This is a genomic window from Megamonas hypermegale, assembly GCF_900187035.1.
GTDB classification, from domain to species: Bacteria; Bacillota; Negativicutes; order Selenomonadales; family Selenomonadaceae; genus Megamonas; species Megamonas hypermegale.
In genome coordinates this window covers 1,771,120-1,788,686 of the sequence record NZ_LT906446.1, presented here as the reverse complement: position 1 = coordinate 1,788,686, position 17,567 = coordinate 1,771,120, and the positions used below count along the sequence as shown (strand labels likewise).

13 protein-coding genes, 2 riboswitches and 1 other annotated feature are annotated in these 17,567 nt (G+C 36.3%); of the genes, 9 read left to right on the top strand and 4 right to left on the bottom strand.

All coding sequences use genetic code 11. The features are described 5' to 3' along the window. Positions 1–31: 31 nt before the first annotated feature. The 8 genes from CKV65_RS08695 (at position 32) to lpdA (ending at position 9,747) form a co-directional block, all read left to right on the top strand. Positions 32–1,597, top strand: a complete 1,566-nt coding sequence (locus CKV65_RS08695; RefSeq protein ID WP_027890063.1) for a purple acid phosphatase family protein — start codon at positions 32–34, stop codon at positions 1,595–1,597. 102 nt (positions 1,598–1,699) lie between these two features. Next, entirely contained in the window at positions 1,700–2,839 is a 1,140-nt protein-coding gene (locus CKV65_RS08690; protein WP_027890062.1) for a YibE/F family protein, read from the top strand. A gap of 64 nt (positions 2,840–2,903) precedes the next feature. Beyond that, positions 2,904–2,987: riboswitch (glycine riboswitch) on the top strand. Between the two features lie 3 nt (positions 2,988–2,990). Continuing rightward, positions 2,991–3,048: riboswitch (glycine riboswitch) on the top strand. Positions 3,049–3,114: 66 nt separating this feature from the next. Further along, a complete protein-coding gene (gene gcvT, locus CKV65_RS08685; protein WP_027890061.1) occupies positions 3,115–4,200 on the top strand; it encodes a glycine cleavage system aminomethyltransferase GcvT in 1,086 nt (361 codons plus the stop codon). Positions 4,201–4,241: 41 nt separating this feature from the next. Further along, positions 4,242–4,622 (top strand): glycine cleavage system protein GcvH, encoded by a 381-nt coding sequence (gcvH, locus tag CKV65_RS08680; RefSeq protein WP_027890060.1) that lies wholly within the window; start codon positions 4,242–4,244, stop codon positions 4,620–4,622. Between the two features lie 29 nt (positions 4,623–4,651). Further along, the gene (gene gcvPA, locus CKV65_RS08675) at positions 4,652–5,965 is read left to right on the top strand and encodes an aminomethyl-transferring glycine dehydrogenase subunit GcvPA (RefSeq protein WP_027890059.1); all 1,314 of its coding nucleotides are present in this window, start codon (positions 4,652–4,654) and stop codon (positions 5,963–5,965) included. A gap of 2 nt (positions 5,966–5,967) precedes the next feature. After that, complete coding sequence (gcvPB, locus tag CKV65_RS08670) at positions 5,968–7,404, top strand: aminomethyl-transferring glycine dehydrogenase subunit GcvPB (protein ID WP_027890058.1); 1,437 nt, start codon at positions 5,968–5,970, stop codon at positions 7,402–7,404. Continuing rightward, complete coding sequence (locus tag CKV65_RS08665; protein ID WP_231922664.1) at positions 7,391–8,377, top strand: lipoate--protein ligase; 987 nt, start codon at positions 7,391–7,393, stop codon at positions 8,375–8,377. Before gcvPB ends, CKV65_RS08665 begins: the two co-directional genes overlap by 14 nt. Positions 8,378–8,391: 14 nt before the next feature. Continuing rightward, positions 8,392–9,747, top strand: a complete 1,356-nt coding sequence (gene lpdA / locus CKV65_RS08660) for a dihydrolipoyl dehydrogenase (RefSeq protein ID WP_027890056.1) — start codon at positions 8,392–8,394, stop codon at positions 9,745–9,747. A gap of 65 nt (positions 9,748–9,812) precedes the next feature. Here the strand turns inward: lpdA and CKV65_RS08655 are convergent, their stop codons facing one another. The 4 genes from CKV65_RS08655 to CKV65_RS08640 all read right to left on the bottom strand — a co-directional run bounded on the left by CKV65_RS08655 (position 9,813) and on the right by CKV65_RS08640 (position 13,461). Beyond that, the gene (locus CKV65_RS08655; protein ID WP_027890055.1) at positions 9,813–10,979 is read right to left on the bottom strand and encodes an aminotransferase class I/II-fold pyridoxal phosphate-dependent enzyme; all 1,167 of its coding nucleotides are present in this window, start codon (positions 10,977–10,979) and stop codon (positions 9,813–9,815) included. Continuing rightward, a complete protein-coding gene (locus CKV65_RS08650; RefSeq protein ID WP_027890054.1) occupies positions 10,976–11,455 on the bottom strand; it encodes an Lrp/AsnC family transcriptional regulator in 480 nt (159 codons plus the stop codon). Before CKV65_RS08650 ends, CKV65_RS08655 begins: the two co-directional genes overlap by 4 nt. Before the next feature lie 54 nt (positions 11,456–11,509). Then, positions 11,510–11,703 (bottom strand) — a binding site (T-box leader). Positions 11,704–11,840: 137 nt separating this feature from the next. Further along, entirely contained in the window at positions 11,841–12,839 is a 999-nt protein-coding gene (locus CKV65_RS08645; RefSeq protein ID WP_027890053.1) for an inorganic phosphate transporter, read from the bottom strand. Beyond that, positions 12,832–13,461 (bottom strand): DUF47 domain-containing protein, encoded by a 630-nt coding sequence (locus tag CKV65_RS08640; protein ID WP_027890052.1) that lies wholly within the window; start codon positions 13,459–13,461, stop codon positions 12,832–12,834. The genes CKV65_RS08645 and CKV65_RS08640 overlap by 8 nt, the downstream gene beginning before the upstream one ends. Positions 13,462–13,707: 246 nt before the next feature. Here CKV65_RS08640 and CKV65_RS08635 point away from each other — a divergent pair, with 246 nt between their 5' ends. Beyond that, entirely contained in the window at positions 13,708–17,460 is a 3,753-nt protein-coding gene (locus CKV65_RS08635) for a phosphoribosylformylglycinamidine synthase (protein ID WP_081654848.1), read from the top strand. Positions 17,461–17,567 lie beyond the last annotated feature (107 nt).

Here is a 17,567-nt window from a genome sequence, read left to right as displayed (position 1 = left end):
TTCATAATTATAAAAGGAGCTGGGTCTTATTATGTTTAGTTTAAAAAAAGGGAAAAAAAGAATGGTAGCTCTTTGCCTTACAGCGGCATTGAGTGTAGGTTCATTGACTGCTTATGCAGCTACTGAATATTGGAATGATGCTTCCACTTTACCAGGTTATACAACAAAAACAGTTGTTTCACAAAATACTGACTGGGCACAATGGAAAGCTAATTGGGACAAAATCAAAGTTAACTATGAACAAGTTGCACTCACACCAGGTGCTGATTTTTCAAAATTAAACTTTGGTTGGTACTCTAAAACTAAAGTAGATAATGCTATCGTAAGAGTAGCTAATAATAAAGAAATGAAAAATGCCAAAGAATTTAAAGGCACTTGCCAAGCTGGTACTGTAATCGGTGGCGTACAGTATTATACAAATAAAGTAACAGCTGATGGCTTCCAGCCAAATACTACTTATTATTATCAAGTACAGATTAACGGTCAATGGCAAGATGTACATGAATATAAAACAGGTGACCCACATAACTTCAGCTTTATGTATGTAGGTGACCCACAAATCGGTGCTTCTAAAGGACAAGTTCCATCTGATGGCAGTAGCAAACAAACTGAAGATACTGCAGCAAGAAATGATGCTTTCAACTGGAATAAAACAATGAACAATGCTTTAGCACAGCATCCAGAAATTGACTTCCTCGTATCTCCTGGTGACCAGATTAATGAACCAGCAGGTGACGGCAACGCTGAAAAAATTCAATCTCAGGAATATGAATACTCTGGATATCTTTCTGCAACAGCATTCCGCAATTTACCACAAGCTGTTGCAATTGGTAACCATGATTGCTTGACTCCAGGCTGGAAAAACCATTTCAATGCACCAAACTTATTCACTGAAGAAGCTAACCCAACAGCAGCAGGTCATGGATATTATTACACTTATGGCAGTGCATTATTTATCGTTATTAATGCTAATAACTACAATGCAGCAGACCATAAAGCTTTAATTGAAAAGGCAGTAAAAGCAAATCCAAATGCTAAATGGCGTATTGTTGTAATGCATCAGGATATTTACGGCAGTGGTTTAGACCATTCTGATTCCGACGGAATTATTTTACGTAATCAGTTAACACCTATTTTTGATGCTAATGATATTGATGTTGTATTGCAAGGTCATGACCATACTTATGCTCGTACTTATCAGCTTACAAGTAAAGCAGGTCAATATGATGACTTCGATGAATTTAAAGTAGCAGGTCAGCATGGTCAACATCATAATCTTTTAGATGAAAAATTAAAAGCTGATAAAGCATTTAAAGATTATTATGAATCTCAAAACCGTTGCTACACAATTGCAGATATGAAACAGGGCACACTTGTAAATCCAGACGGTGTATTCTACATGACTTCTAACTCTGCAACTGGTTCTAAATTCTATAACTTAATTGAACAGAAACAAGATTATGTAGCAGCACGCAGTCAGACATGGCGTCCAACTTATTCTGTAATCAATATCACTGATGAAAAATTCACTATCAACACATATGATGCAGAAACTGGTACACCGATTGACCAATCTTATAGCATTGTAAAAAAATAATAATTTAGCAGATAATATATAAGCAATTAACTGCGGCGAAGTATGATTACTTTACCGCAGTTTTATTTTAAAAGATGTGCAATTAGAGGAGTTTGGCATTAAATGGTAAAATTAACGAAAAATATCTGGATTAGAGGAATAATCATTGCCATAATTTTAGTAGCAGGCATATTATTTTTACAATCATATAATCAAATAGAAAAACCTGGTTTGATTAGTACAGAAGGCAGAAGCTTTGAGAAAGCTGTAGTAGTAGAAGTATTAAAGGATAATTTACAAGAAGATGGCAGTCGTGTTGGAGACCAAGTTGTACTGTTAAAAATGGAAACAGGACCGCAAGCAGGTCAGATAGTAGAAGCTAATAGCCCAAATGGATTGCTTTTTGGTACTGTTTGCAGACCGGGCATTGATGTCATAACGATTTCAAGTTTAGTAGGACAGCTTAATGTTACGACTGTGTACAATGTAGATAGGTCTATGCCGATTTATATTTTTATAGCGGCATTTCTCATTTTATTATGTCTAATAGGTGGAAAAAAAGGTGTAAAATCATCAATCGCTTTGATTTTTAGCTTTGTATGTTTTATATATTTGTTTTTCCCGATGATAATGAAGGGCAATTCTCCTTTTTTAGCAGCGATTTTGACTTCTAGTATTGTCATAGCAGCTACGATTTGTTTGATTAATGGTTTCACGATAAAAGCTTTATCCGCGATTATTTCTACATTTTTAGGTCTTTTGACAGCTGGACTAGCTGCAGATATTTTTGGTTATTTTACATCTTTGTCAGGCTACAATGTATCTAATATTGAAGCGTTATTATTTGTAGGACAAAACACGCTTATTGATGTCGGTCAGCTCTTGTTTGCTGGTGTATTATTTGCAAGTTTAGGGGCTGTAATGGATATTGCTATGGATATTTCTTCAGCAGTAAATGAACTTCATCAAAAAAATCCCAATTTGACATTTAAAGAATTGTTTAAAAGTGGTATGAATGTAGGCCGTGATGTCATGGGAACAATGTCGACAACACTTATTTTGGCATTTTTTGGCGGTTCGCTTGGTGTTTGGGTATTAGATTATGTATATGATTTGCCGTACCTTCAATTGATGAATTCAAATTCCATAGGAATTGAGATTATGCAAGGTATATCTGGCAGTTTTGGCGTTATTTTCACTGTGCCAATCGTTGCATTTTTTTCAGCATGGCTTCCAAATTATTTAGAACGAAAAAGTCATTGAGTTATTGTTGCATAAATTTTGATTTGATGATATCATAAACACTATAAACGTAAACAATAATCGGTTGAAGGATACGGGAGAGACCGCGAAAGCGGCGCCGAAGGTGAAAGAGGCACAAACTCTCAGGCAAAAGGACCGTATGTGGACGAAACTCTGGAAAGCATTAAATGCACCGAAGAAGTTAAATCTTTCAGGTAACAAGGACAGAGCGCATGAATTAATTTCATGCGCTCTTTTTGTTTTTTCAGACGCCTAAATTTTAGGAGGCGAAGGTTGTGGATTTATTAAGAACACCTTTATATGAAGAACATGTTAAATGTGGTGGTAAAATGGTACCGTTTGCGGGCTATGAATTACCAGTGCAGTATGCAACAGGCGTAATAAAAGAACATATGGCAGTTCGCACCGCTTGTGGTATTTTTGATGTTTCACATATGGGCGAAATTATCTGTGAAGGCGAAGACGCTTTAGCAAATATAAATATGCTACTCACAAATAATTATACCGATTTAAAAATTAATCATGCGCGCTACAGTCCAATGTGCAATGAAAACGGTGGCGTAGTTGATGATTTGATTGTGTACAAACAGCGTGAAGACAAGTATTTTATCGTCGTAAATGCAGCTAATAAAGATAAAGATTTTAATTGGATGAAATCTCATGCATTTGGTCAAGTAAAATTTGAAGATGTGTCAGCTGATTATGCACAGATTGCACTTCAAGGGCCAAATAGTGAAGCTGTATTGAGCCAATTGACAAAAGACATTCCAGAAAAATACTACACATGTATTTTTGATGCCAAAATCGACGATATAGATTGTATTATCTCTCGTACTGGCTACACTGGTGAAGATGGTTTTGAAATCTATGTAAATAGCAAATATGCTTCTGCTATTTGGAATTTATTGCTTGAACATGGCAAAGAAGAAAATCTCATTCCTTGCGGTTTAGGCGCACGCGATACACTCCGCTTAGAAGCAGCAATGCCACTTTATGGTCATGAAATGAATGATGAAATTTCACCAAAAGAAGCAGGACTTGGCATTTTTGTAAAAATGGATAAGGCTGATTTCATTGGTAAAAAAGCTTTAGAAGAAAAAGGTGTTCCTACAAGACGCCGTGTTGGTCTTAAAGTTACAGGTAGAGGTATTATCCGTGAAGCGCAAGATGTATTTATGGGAGATAAAAAAATCGGCGTAACAACATCTGGTACACATTGCCCATATTTAAAACAAGCAGTGGCATTAGCATTAGTAGATGCAAATTATAAAGATGTTGGCACAAAAGTACAAGTAAATGTACGTGGCCGTATGGTAGATGCAGAAGTTGTAAAATTACCATTCTATAAAAGAAATAAATGATAATTAAAAATAAAAATTAAAAGCTGTAGGAGGATATAAAAATGAATTTTCCAGAAGACTTAATGTATGTAAAATCTCACGAATGGGTTAAAAATAATGGTGATGGAACATATTTAATCGGTATCACTGATTATGCACAAGATGCACTTGGTGATTTAGTATTTGTCAATATGCCAGAAGAAGGCGACAGTGTAGAAAAAGGTGAAACTTTTGCTGATGTAGAATCTGTAAAAGCTGTTTCTGATGTATTCTCTCCAGTTACAGCAATAATTGAAGCTGTTAATGAAGAATTAGTTGATGACCCAGCTCAAATCAACAGTGACCCATATGGTGCTTGGTTCATTAAAGTAAGTAATTTAACAGACCATGAAGATCTTTTAAGTGCTAAAGAATATGAAGATTTTGTAGCTACACTTGACTGATAAAGCTTTATAAATCTTGAGGTGATGGCATGGGAACATATATACCAAATAGTGAAGAAGAAAAACAAGAATTATTAAAAACATGTGGTTTTAATGATTATGCTGATATGTTTGTTGATATACCAAAAAGTGCATTTTTAAAAGATGGACTTAATTTGCCAAGTGGAATGGCAGAACTTGCTGTAAAACGCGAAATGGAAAAGCTTGCTCAGCAAAATAAAGTTTTTCAGCATATATTCCGCGGAGCAGGTGCATATAATCACTATATTCCATCGGAAGTAAAATCTGTTACAAGTAAAGAAGAATTCATTACAGCGTACACACCGTACCAAGCAGAAATCAGTCAGGGAATTTTGCAAGCAATATTTGAATTCCAGACAATGATTTGTGAACTCACAGGTATGGATGTAGCAAATGCTTCTGTATATGATGGAGCAACAGCAGCAGCAGAAGCTGTGGCAATGTGCCATGAAAGAAAACGTCAAAACACTGTGTATGTATCACAGGCTGTCAATCCACAGGTTATTGAAGTAATCAAAACATATTGTTTTGGTAAAGATATCGAAGTAAAAATTGTACCAGCTAAAGATGGTGTGACTGATATCGAAGCTTTAAAACAAATGATAGATAAAGAAGCAAGTTGTTTTTATATGCAACAACCTAACTTTTATGGAAATATAGAAGATGCTAAGTCGATAAGTGAAGTAGTTCATAATGTGAAAGCTAAATTTATCATGGGTGTAAATCCTATTGCAGTGGCAATAATGCAAACTCCAGCAGAAGCTGGTGCAGATATTGCGGTAGGTGAAGGACAACCACTCGGCATTCCTCTCGGTTTTGGTGGCCCATATCTTGGCTTTATGGCAACTACAGAAAAAATGATGCGTAAATTGCCAGGTAGATTAGTTGGTCAAACTGTTGATGTAGACAGAAAAAGAGCTTTTGTATTGACTTTACAAGCTCGTGAACAACATATTCGTCGTGAAAAAGCTAGTTCAAATGTATGTTCTAATCAGCAATTATGTGCTTTGACTGCTTCTGTATACATGGCAACAATGGGACCTGATGGCATACAGGAAGTAGCAAAACAATGCCTCTCTAAAGCTCATTATTTAGCAGCTAAATTGCAAGAAGCTGGATTAAATTTGAAATATAATCAAGAATATTTCCATGAATTTGTAACTGTTTCTGATAAAAAATCACAAGATATTTTGGCTAAATTAGCTGAAAATGGAATTTTAGGTGGTTTAGCACTTAATGAACAGGAAATTTTATGGTGCGCAACAGAAATGAATACAAAAGAAGAAATCGATGAATTAGCTGCATTAGTGAAAGAGGTGTGAAAATGGAATTAATTTTTGAAAAAAGCACTAAAGGTCATAGATGTACAATATTACCACCTTGCGATGTGCCAGAAGTAGAAATTAAATCTAAACGCACTATCGCATTGAATTTGCCAGAGCTATCAGAAAATGAATTGAGTCGCCATTATACAGAGCTTGCAGAAAATGCGCATGGCGTGAATAATGGCTTTTATCCACTCGGTTCATGCACGATGAAATACAATCCGAAAATAGATGAAGAAGTAGCAAGTTTTGCAGGTTTTAAGGATATTCATCCATTACAACCACAAGATACTGTACAAGGTGCGTTAAAAGTACTATCACTGGCAAATAAATATTTGAATGAAATCACTGGTATGGATGCGATAACTTTCCAACCAGCAGCAGGCGCACATGGTGAATTTTCAGGATTATTACTGATTAAAGCGTACCATGCAAGCCGTCATGATGATAAACGCAAAAAGATTATCGTCCCAGATTCAGCACATGGTACTAATCCAGCAAGTGCTTCTATGGCAGATTATGAAGTCGTTTCTATTCCATCATCCAGTGATGGTTGTGTAGATTTAGAAGCTTTAAAATCTGTGCTCAACGATGAAGTAGCAGGGCTCATGCTCACAAATCCAAATACAGTGGGGATTTTTGATAAAAATATTTTAGAAATCACTCGTTTAGTGCATGAAGCAGGCGGTCTTTGCTATTATGATGGTGCAAATTTAAATGCCGTAATGGGCTGGGTTCGTCCTGGCGATATGGGCTTTGATGTAGTACATCTCAATTTGCATAAGACTTTTGCTACACCACACGGTGGCGGCGGCCCAGGTAGTGGCCCTATTGGCTGTAAAAAATTTTTAGCTGAATTTTTGCCAGGCTATAAAGTAACGGAAAATGGTGATAAATTATCACTTGAAAGATATGAACATTCTTATGGAATGGTCAAAGATTTCTATGGTCATTTCTTAATCGTAGTCAGAGCTTTGACTTATATCATGAGTTTAGGCAAAGAAGGTATACGCGAAGCAGCTGCTAATGCTGTACTCAATGCCAACTATATGAAAAAACAATTAAGTGATACTTTTGATATGGCATACGATGGTATCTGTATGCATGAATTCGTCATGACTTTAGAAAAATTGAAACATGAACACAATGTATCAGCACTTGATGTAGCTAAAGCAATGCTCGATTATGGAATGCATCCACCTACAATGTATTTCCCACTTATCGTACATGAAGCATTGATGGTAGAACCTACAGAAACAGAAAGCAAAAAAGAATTAGATAAAGCAATTGCTATTTATAAAGAAATTTATAATACTGCGATAACTAATCCAGATACTATGTCTGAAATGCCGATGAATACGCCAGTTCGTCGTTTAGATGAAGTACAAGCAGCACGTAAACCAGTTTTACGTTATAAATTCGGTGAAGATAAATAAAATAAAATTTTATACTGATGATTGCTTAAATCCCTATCACAATCTAGCTGTAGAAGAGTTTTTGACGACACATGTACAAGAAAATGAATTGATTATGTATTTGTGGCAAAATGAGCATACGATTGTGATAGGGCGCAATCAAAACGCTTGGCAAGAATGTCGTGTTAAAGAATTTGAAAAAAGCGGTGGCAAAATTGCAAGGCGTCTTTCAGGTGGCGGTGCTGTATATCATGATTTAGGCAATTTGAATTTTACGTTTTGCGTTCAAAAAGCAAATTATGATGTTGAACGGCAACTGAATGTGATTTTAAAAGCAGTGCAATCTTTAGGTATAAAAGCAGAAAAAACAGGAAGAAATGATATTACTATTGCTAGAAAGAAATTTTCTGGCAATGCTTTTTATAAAGCTGGCAAATATTGTTATCATCACGGAACATTGCTTTTAGATGTAGATACGGAAAAAATGATGCAATATCTCAATGTAGATATGGAAAAATTGCAATCTAAAGGTGTGTCTTCTGTTAAATCTAGAGTCATCAATTTAAAAGATTGTTGCGTAGATATTAGTCGAAAGATTATGACAGAAAAGATAAAATCAGCATTAAAATTTGTTTATAATTGCGATATTGAAGATATATCAAAAGCAGATTTAGATGAGAGTCAAATAAAGCAATTAGAAAATAAATTTAGCGATTGGAATTGGATTTTTGGAAGAAAGATACAATTTACAAATCATATCAAGCGTAGATTTGCTTGGGGGAATATAGATATATATATTATCGTTTGTGCGGGAATTATAAAGGATATAGAAATTTACTCTGATATGATGGAACAAGATTTTATCTTGGATTTAAAAGAAGTATTAAAAAATTGTCGTTATGACGCTGATGTGATTATAACAAAGATAAAAGATACAGCTATTTCACAAAAACAAAAATGCGATTTAATTGAATTGATACAAACAGAGCTATAAGTGGGAGGTGCACAATGGAAAAATTCGATTTAGCGATTATCGGTGCAGGTCCTGCGGGATATGAAGCAGCAGATTTTGCAGCAAAAAATGGTTTAAAAACAGTATTAATCGAAAAAGATAATCTCGGTGGCACTTGTTTAAACAGTGGTTGTATACCGACAAAAACACTTTTGCACACAGCAGACTTATATCATGATGTAGTAGCGCAAGCAGAAAAAATTGGTTTAAGCTACAGTGAATTTAATTATGATATGGTTAAGATGCAACAGCGTAAAGAAGAAGTTTTAAGTACTTTGCGTGATGGCATTGCTAAACTCATGAAGATGCGCAAAGTAACGGTGCTAAGTGGAGTTGGAAAAGTCATAGATGAACATAAGATAAGCGTGACTAAAGATGATGATGTACAAATCATCGAAGCTGATAAAATTTTATTGACTACAGGTTCAGTTCCTGCGATACCACCGATTGAAGGCGCACAGTATGCAATGACAAGTGATGACCTTTTAAATAGTGATAAAGCATATGATAACTTGATTATCATCGGTGGCGGTGTAATTGGGATAGAATTTGCTTCATTATATACAGCATTAGGCAAAAAAGTCATCATAATCGAAGCTTTAGATAGAATTTTGGCAAATATGGATAAAGAATTTGCGCAGAGTTTGAAAATGCTACTTACAAAAAAAGGTACACAAATTCATGTAAAATCCATGGTTACAAAGCTTGAAAAACAAGATGGCGAATTTATTTGCTATTATACAGAAAAAGATAAACAGCAAATGGCAAAAGCTGATTGCATTTTAATGGCTGTAGGTCGTCGCGCATACAGTAAGAATTTATTTGATGAAAATTTTGCTGTAGAAATGGATAGAGGCAAAATTAAAGTAAATGAATTTTATCAGACTTCTGTGTCAAATATTTATGCAGCTGGTGATGTGATTGGTGGCATTCAATTAGCACATACAGCAACGGCAGAAGCAATAAATGCTGTTTGCCATATGTTAGGAAAAGATATGATTTATGAAACATCATTAATTCCTAGCTGTGTATATACTAATCCAGAAATTGCATCTGTTGGTATGACTGCTGATGAAGCTAAAAAAATTGGCAAAAAAGTTATATCTTTAAAATATCCAATGGGTGCAAATGGCAAGACAGTGCTTTCTTTACAGGAACGTAGCTTTGTAAAAGTGATTGTTGAAGCAGAAACGAATAGAATTTTAGGTGCGCAAATGATGTGTGCTAGAGCAACTGATATGATTAGCCAGTTTACTCAATCTATTGCCAATAAAATGACTTTAGCGGATATGAAAAAAGTAATTTATCCACATCCAACATTTAGTGAATCGATTGGTAAAGTTATTGAATAATAAAAAAAAGACTATGACATTTAAATGATAACGCAAGAGTTTTTCATTTTGTCATAGTCTTTTTTTTAGAGATGTTCTACAAAGTTTTTAATGCGAGCGAGTGCTGCACTGATATTATCAACAGAAGTTGCATAAGAAGCACGGATAAAACCTTCGCCACATTTTCCGAAAGCTGTTCCTGGAATTACTGCTACGTGTTGGCGCATGAGTAATTGTTCAGCAAATTCTTCAGAAGTAAGTCCTGTAGAAGAGATATTAGGGAAGATATAAAATGCACCTTTTGGTTCAAAGCATTTTAATCCCATACTAGTAAAGCCTTCATAAATTAAACGGCGACGACGGTCATATTCAGCGACCATTTTTTTCATGTGTTTTTCGCCGTTGCGAATGGCTTCAAGTCCTGCTATTTGTGCTGTGATAGGAGCACAAATCATACTGTATTGATGAATTTTATTCATGGCATCGATAACAGGTTCAGGAGCTAAGGCATAACCAAGGCGCCAACCAGTCATAGCATATGCTTTAGAGAAACCATTAAGTAAGATGGTGCGTTCTTGCATATCTGGCAAAGATGAAAAACAAACGTGTTCTTTATCACCGTAAGTTAAATCGCCATAAATTTCATCAGACATGACGATTAAATCATGTTTTTTAGCAAAATCTGCTAATGCTAATAGTTCATTTTTTTCTAAAACTGTTCCTGTTGGGTTGTTTGGATAACCGATTAATAAAACTTTTGTTTTATTTGTTACGTATTTTTCTAAGTCTTCTGGTGTAACCTTAAATTCATTAGCAAAGCTAGTTGGAACAGCGACTGCTTTACCGCCTGCAAGAGTAGCGCAAGCTGCATAAGAAACATAGCATGGTTCAGGTATTAAAACTTCATCGCCAGGGTTGATTACGGCACGCATAGCAAGGTCAACAGCTTCACTAACGCCAACAGTTACAATAGCATCTGTTTCAGGATTGTATTTTACATTGAATTTTTTTTCGTACATATGAGTTATGGCATGGCGTAATTCAAACATACCTTTATTGCTAGTGTAAGAAGTATAGCCGCGTTCGAGACCGTAAACACAACTTTCACGAATGGACCAAGGTGTCACAAAGTCAGGTTCACCGATACCAAGACTGATTACATCATCCATGGTGGAAGCGATGTCAAAAAAGCGACGAATACCAGAATGTTTAGTTGCTTGTACTGTATTTGATAAATAATCTTGCCAAATCATGGGGTAATCACCAACCTATGGTCTTTTTCTTTATCGCCAATGATTATGCCATCTTTTTTATAAGGCTTTAACATAAAATGACTGCGTGTAGAAGTTACGCCTTCGATAGTTGATAAACGGCGTGCTACGAAATCAGCAATATTATTTAAAGTCTTGCCTTCGATTATAACGAGAAGGTCAAAGCCACCGGACATAAGATAAACTGTTTTAACTTCATCAAAGCGGTAAATACGTTCAGCAATCGCATCGAAACCAAATTCACGCTGTGGTGTAACATTGACTTCAATAATAGCAGTTACTGTATTATTTCCGTATTTTTGCCAATCAATCATGGTATTATAGCCAAGAATGATTTTATCTTTTTCCAGTTTTTTCATTTGTTCTTCTACTTCATATTCGCTGCGCCCAAGCATGGTTGCTAGTTCTTTTATGCTGCGACGTGCATCATGCTCGAGGAGTTCTAAAAGTTCACGCATTAAAAATCACTCCAATTTAATTTTATTGGTGAGCAAAAAATAAACCCTCGTCCAATAAAGGACGAGGGCTTTCCCGTGGTACCACCTTAGTTAGCATTAAGCTCACTTTAAGCCGATATCGCTGGCACAGCGTCTGGTTTTGCCAGATGCTCACGGGTAGCTTTCTGATTTATAAACTTAACAGCTTGCACCGACCGCTGTCTCTCTGGAAGTTATTTAAATCGTACTTTTCCGCTCATTGCATTACAATATATATTGTAACTATGTTATCACAATATTGTGTAATAAATCAAGATACTTTTGATGATAGCTATTGAAAAAATAAAATATGTCGCAGAAAATATATGGCTGCGACATACTTTGAGATATTTGTCTTTATAAATCATTAAATGAAAAGATGCAAGATAAGATAAACAATACCGCTTAAAATTGCTGAACAAGGAATGGTCATAATCCATGCTGTAAGCATTTGACGAGCAACATCCCAGTGTACTGCTTTGACGCGTTGTGCTGCACCTACACCCATGATGGAACCAGAAACTACATGAGTTGTGGAAACTGGAAGGTGTAAAAGAGTAGCACCGAAAATAACGATGGCAGAGTTTAAGTCAGCAGAAAAACCATGGACAGGTTGCATGCGGAAGATTTTACCACCTACAGTTCTGATGATTTTCCAACCACCAACGGAAGTACCGAGTGCCATTGCAAAGGCACAGAGAAGTTTTACATAAGTTGGAACATCGAACGAACCGATATAACCGCCACTTAAAAGTGCCAGTGTGATGATACCCATGGATTTCTGCGCATCGTTGGAGCCGTGAGCAAATGCCATGAGTGCAGCCGATACTACCTGCAGTCTGTTGCAGTTATCGTTGACCGTTGCCGGTTTGAAGGAATGGCAGATGGCGAAAATCACATGCAGTGTAATCCAGCCGACAACAAGAGCGACGATTGGTGAAAGAACGAGGGATAAGAAAATGTTTAAAATACCGTAGCCGTTCAGACCCATGAAGCCGACGGAAAAGATAACAGCACCGATGATACCGCCGACGAGTGCGTGCGAGGAGCTGCTCGGCATACCGAACCACCAGGTAATCAGGTTCCAGATGATGGCACCAGACAGAGCGGCAATGATGATGACTTCATTTACCATGGAGGCGGACTGGACGATATCGCCGCCGATGGTTTTGGCAACGCCTGTACTAATCATAGCGCCGGCGAAGTTCAAGACGGCTGACATGATGATAGCGACGGCAGGCGGCACGGCGCGTGTTGAAACGCATGTAGCGATTGCATTAGCTGTATCGTGGAAACCGTTTACAAAGTCGAAGATAAGAGCTAAGGCAATAACGATAAATATTAATACGGATGCTTGCTCAAGCATATTTCATAACAACTCCTTTTAATGTGTCAGAAATATGTTTAGTTTGGTCAAGTGTATCTTCTAAACATTGAAGAATGTCTTTCCATTTTATAAGGCTGATAGCGTCTTTTTCAGTTTTGAATAAAGCTGTCATTTCTTTGCGATATACAGTATCGCCTTCAATTTCATATCTCAAAATACGATTAGTAGCTTCAAGAATTGCAATTTGGTTAGCACGAATATTTTTTAAGAGTCCAGTTGCTTTTACAAGTTCTTCTGTAGCTTGAATTAAGAGATTTGTTAATTTGATAGGGCCATCTGTTTTTGGTTGACCAACTTCATACATGATTACGCGTTCTAAGCAACCATGAATATTATCTACACCATCATCTAAACCGTAAGAAAGAGCAAAAATATCTTCACGGTCAATTGGAGTTATAAAAATTTGATTTAATCTTTGAACAGTATCAGCTGTAACTTTATCTGCTTGATGTTCAATTTCTCTGATTTCATCCATTTTAGTATGAGCTATGCTGTAATCATTCATAACATCGTGCATAACTTTTGCACCTTCATGAAAGTATTTAGCTTGTTCATTAAGCATATCAAAAAATTCGTAGTGTTTGTTTCCAATGTCAAACATGATATATCCTCCAATAAATAATTTAGTTTACGGTTAAACAGTATAAAACGCGATTGAGAAGAACGTATTAGATATAAGTAAAATCTATGTAAAATAGTAATTGAATAAATAAACATATGGTCTATTTGAATTTTGTTTAAAGATATGGCGTATTTAGTGCCTGAAATAGATTAAATAATGGACATTACAATTATTCTAAGGTAAAATATAGGTGAGTTTTTTTCTTAATTTACAGGAGGAATAAAATTGGTTAAAAGATTATACGTTGAAAAGCGCCAAGGTTTTGATGTTCAAGCACAGAAACTTTATGCTGATTTGAAAGAACTTTTTAAATTAGATGGAGTAGAAAAAGTGCGAGTTATTCGTCGTTATGATATCGAAGGATTGACTGACGAAGAATACGAACAGACAAAACCTGTTGTATTTTATGAACCACCAGTAGATGCAATTTATGAAGAAGAATTACCACAGATGACAGGTTGTCGTATGTTTGCTGTAGAAGCTTTACCTGGACAATTTGACCAGACAGCAGATTCAGCAGCACAATGCGTTCAGCTCGTTACACAGAAAGAACGCCCTGTTATACGTAGTGCTAAAGTTATTGTTTTAGTTGGTACTATTGATGATGAAACTTTTACAAAGATTAAAAATTACTGCATTAATGCGGTAGAATCACGTGAAGCTTCTTTCGAAAAACCAGATACACTTGCAATGACAATGGAAGAACCTGCTGATGTAAAAATTATGACAGGCTTTACTTCTTTAAATGATGAACAGTTAGAAAAATTACGTTCTGAAATGGGCTTGGCAATGAGCGAAGAAGACTTCAAGTTCTGCCAAGAATATTTTGGTAAAGAAGAACATAGAGACCCTAGCATCACAGAAATTCGCGTAATTGATACGTATTGGTCTGACCATTGCCGTCATACAACATTCACTACAGCTATTGATAATGTAGTTATTGAAGATGGTAAATATGCTCCTACTTTAAATGCTGCATACCAGTTATATTTAAATGACCGTGAACTCTTAGGCAGAACACATAAAGATGTTACATTAATGGATATCGCTGTAATTGGCATGCGCAAATTACGTGAAGAAGGCAAACTTGATGACCTCGATGTATCTGATGAAATCAATGCATGTAGCATCGTAGTTAAAGCAGATATCGATGGCAAACAAGAAGATTGGCTCGTTATGTTCAAAAATGAAACACATAACCATCCAACAGAAATTGAACCATTCGGTGGTGCTGCTACTTGCCTTGGCGGTGCTATTCGCGACCCACTTTCTGGTCGTTCTTACGTATACCAAGCTATGCGTGTAACAGGTAGTGCTGACCCACGTCGTAGCTTAGAAGAAACAATTAAAGGTAAATTACCACAGCGTAAAATCACTCGTGGAGCAGCTCATGGTTATAGCTCTTATGGTAACCAAATTGGTCTTGCTACAGGTCAAGTACATGAAATTTATCATGAAGGTTATGCTGCAAAACGTCTTGAAATCGGTGCAGTTGTAGCTGCAGCTCCAAAAGAAAATGTACTTCGTTTTGAACCAAAACCAGGCGATGTTGTCATTTTAGTTGGTGGCCGTACTGGTCGTGATGGTATCGGTGGTGCAACAGGTTCTTCTAAAGAACATACTATTGAATCATTGACACATTGTGGTGCAGAAGTACAAAAAGGTAATCCTCCTACAGAACGTAAATTACAGCGTTTATTTAGAAATCCTGAAGTTAGTCGTTTGATTAAACGTTGTAATGACTTTGGTGCAGGCGGTGTAGCCGTAGCCATTGGTGAACTTACAGATGGTCTTGTAATTGAACTTGATAAAGTTAAGAAAAAATATGAAGGTCTTGATGGAACAGAACTTGCTATTTCTGAATCACAAGAACGCATGGCAGTAGTTGTTGATGCAGAAAATGCAGATAAATTCATTGACGAAGCAGCAAAAGAAAACTTAGAAGCAACACTTGTTGCAACAGTAACAGAAGAACCTCGTCTTGTAATGAATTGGCGCGGTAAAGATATCGTAAGCATAAAACGTTCTTTCCTTCAGACAAACGGTGTAAAACAACATACAGAAGCTGTTATCAAAATGCCAGAAGGTAAAACTTATTTTGAAACAGCAAAAGAATTTAATGATGATGTAAAAGATGCTTGGCTTAATACATTAAAAGATTTAAATGTATGCAGTCAAAAAGGTTTATCTGAACAATTCGACTCTACAATCGGTGCAAATACTGTACTCATGCCATTTGGTGGCAGTCGTCAAATGACACCAGCAGAAGGTATGGTAGCAACACTTCCACTTTTAGAAGGCACAACAAAAACAGCAACAGCAATGACATTTGGCTTCAATCCATATCTCATGAGCTGGAGCCCATTCCATGGTGCAGTTTACTCCGTAGTTGAAGCTATTACAAAAATGGTAGCAATTGGTGGCGATTACAGTAAAATTCGCTTGACTTTGCAGGAATACTTTGAAAGCCTTGGTAAAGACCATGAAAAATGGGGCAAACCATTTGCTGCACTTTTAGGTGCACTTTGGGCACAGCATAAATTCGGTACAGCTGCTATTGGCGGTAAAGACTCCATGTCTGGTACTTTCATGGATATGACAGTTCCACCATCTTTGATTGCTTTCGCACTTGATATGGTAGAAGCAGATAAAGTTGTATCTCCAGAATTTAAAATGGCAGGTCATAAAGTTGTAGTTGTTCCAGCACAACGCGATGAATTTGAAATGCCTGTAATGGATAAATTAATATCCAACTTTAATACAATTCATAAACTCATAATCGAAGGTAAAGTAGCTGCTGCTAAGAGCGTAGGCGTTGGTGGTATTGCTGCTGCAATCACTCAAATGACATTTGGTGAAAACCTTGGTTTTGAATTTACTGGTGAATTTGATAGTGAAAGCTTATTTGCTTGTGATTACGGTACAATCATTTTAGAATTAAATGATGAAAGCGCATTAGATGATTTAATCACAACTGATGCTTATGAATTAGGTACAGTAACTACTGAAAAAACTATCGTTTGTGGCGATGATATAATCAATCTTGCAGAAGCAGAAGAAGCATATACACAGCCACTTGAACAGATTTTCCCTACACATGTACGCAAATCTACAGGTGAAACAAAAGCTTCTGAAGTATACAATGCATCTAGCATTGCAAAGAGCCCATTAAGCTTTGCTAAACCACGTATCTTCATTCCAGTATTCCCAGGCACTAACTGCGAATACGATACAGCTAAAGCATTTAACCGCGCTGGTGGACAAGCAGATACTTTCGTAATTAAAAACTTGTCTTCTGCAATGGTTGAACAGTCTGTAGATGCTATCGTTGAAGGTATTAAAAAAGCACAGATTATCATGATACCTGGTGGCTTTAGTGGCGGGGACGAACCAGACGGCTCTGGTAAATTCATCGCAGCTATGTTTAGAAATCCACGTATCACAGAAGCTGTACGCGATTTGATTAAAAACCGTGATGGTTTAATGCTCGGTATCTGCAATGGTTTCCAAGCACTTATTAAATTGGGCTTAGTACCATATGGTGATATAAAAGAACTGACAGAAGATGACCCAACACTCACTTATAATGAAATCGGTCGTCACGTATCTTGCATGGTAGAAACAAAAGTAGTATCAAATCTTTCTCCATGGTTTAACAACGTAAAAGTTGGCGATATTCATCGTATTGCTGTATCACATGGTGAAGGTCGTTTCTGCGCAAGTGATGAAGTTTTAGCTAAATTAAGAGCTAATGGACAGATTGCAACTCAATATGTAAATGAAAATGGCAATATCTCCATGGATATTGAAGTTAATCCAAACGGTTCTGTTTGGGCTATTGAAGGTATTACAAGCCCAGATGGTCGTATCCTTGGTAAAATGGGACATTCTGAACGTATTGGACAATATGTATCCAAGAATGTACCTGGTGCAAAAGACCAGAAATTATTTGAAGCTGGCGTAGCTTACTTTAAATAATAACTAATAAAAGATATAAGACTATGATGAGATTTTATCTTGTCATAGTCTTTTTTTATCATGAATTATGCAAATATCATATTGAAAAATAATATATATCAACTACA